This window comes from Mesorhizobium sp. LNHC229A00, from assembly GCF_000502415.1.
Taxonomy (GTDB): Bacteria; Pseudomonadota; Alphaproteobacteria; order Rhizobiales; family Rhizobiaceae; genus Mesorhizobium.
The window spans coordinates 1-1,555 of the sequence record NZ_AYWQ01000068.1 but is presented as its reverse complement, the minus strand read 5'-3'; the positions used below and the strand labels follow the sequence as shown (position 1 = coordinate 1,555).

2 pseudogenes are annotated in these 1,555 nt (G+C 62.1%); one reads left to right on the top strand and one right to left on the bottom strand.

Annotation, left to right across the window (positions count from 1 at the left end):
- Positions 1 to 180, bottom strand: a pseudogene (locus tag X742_RS1000000173585) (IS3 family transposase); the annotation flags it as partial.
- 101 nt (positions 181 to 281) lie between these two features.
- Here X742_RS1000000173585 and X742_RS01000000171145 point away from each other — a divergent pair.
- Positions 282 to 1,460 (top strand): annotated as a pseudogene (locus X742_RS01000000171145) (IS110 family transposase).
- Positions 1,461 to 1,555: the final 95 nt, after the last annotated feature.

Sequence of the window (1,555 nt, the reverse complement as noted above, 5' to 3'; positions counted from 1 at the left end):
TCCGTGGGAACTCCGGCGCGCACGCCGCCGTCACGCTCGGCTTTCTTGCAGCCGATCTTGGCGGCGGTCGATGAAACCGCCGCCCACCGCGACGTATGCTCGCGTTCGTGATCCAGAACCAGCCGCACCGCGGGGGGTCCGGACCTCGGGAGAGAACTTGTTGGTCGCCTTGCTTGTCATGGTTCCACCTTCTCAGGAGTTGATGGAGTGGATGCCCCTCCCGCCAACGGCGTGGCAGAGTTGCGATCGTAGAATGGGCTGCGGATATCAGGAGGAACAACATGAACACCGTCACCATCATCGGCATCGATCTGGCGAAGCGCGTCTTCCACGCTCATGGCGCGCACGCCGACGGCAGCGTTGCATTCCGGAAGAGAATTGCTCGCTCTCAGGTCGTCCCGTTTTTGGCCCGACAGCCGACCTGTGTGGTCGCCATGGAGGCCTGCGCGAGCGCCCACGAATGGGGCCGGGCCATACAGCAGCTGGGCCACGAGGTGAGGCTCATTCCGCCCAACTACGTCAAGCCATATGTAAAGCGCCAGAAAAACGACACCGCTGATGCCGAGGCCATAGCTGAAGCAGGATCACGACCGACGATGAGGTTCGTGGCGGTGAAGACGGAAGAGCAGCAAGCGAGGTCGATGGTGTTCCGAACGCGCGATTTGCTGGTGCGCCAGCGCACGCAGCTGATCAACGCATTGCGCGGGCATCTTGCCGAACACGGTGTCATCGCACCGCAAGGTCCGGCTCATCTGAAGACTTNATCAACGCATTGCGCGGGCATCTTGCCGAACACGGTGTCATCGCACCGCAAGGTCCGGCTCATCTGAAGACTTTGGCTGCCGTGATGGGTGCGGCCGAGCCAACGATGCCCCAACTGGTCCTCGACGTTGGTCGCGTGTACTTGGAGCAGGTCGACCGGTTGAGCTGCGAGATTGCAGAGCTTGAGAAGATCCTTCGCCGCGAAGCTCAGTGTGGGGAGGATACACGCCGCCTTCAGACCATGCCGGGAATTNGAGCTTGAGAAGATCCTTCGCCGCGAAGCTCAGTGTGGGGAGGATACACGCCGCCTTCAGACCATGCCGGGAATTGGCCCGATCACGGCCATGGCGGTGGAAGCGTTCGCGCCCCCAATGGCGACCTTCAAGCGCGGTCGCGACTTCGCCGCCTGGCTGGGGCTGGTGCCGGTTCAACATTCGACAGGCGGAAAGCAGCGGCTCGGCCGCACGTCGAAAATGGGCCAGCGGGACATCCGACGGCTGCTGATCATCGGCGCCATGGCCGTCATACAGTGGGCCTCCCGCCGCGGCGCCCGACCCGGCTCATGGCTCGCCCGAATGCTGGATCGCAAACCGCTGATGCTGGTTGCCATGGCATTGGCCAACAAGATGGCTCGCTCGGTGTGGGCAATGTTGACGAAGAAAGAGGATTACCGGGATCTTGGCAGCGCAGTAGCCTGAGCATTTACTCGGCGACTGCGACGCCATGATGGGCGGCATGTGAGGAGGTCGTGAACGTCAAGGGCAAATGATCGGTCTGATCGGGATCAGGAAAT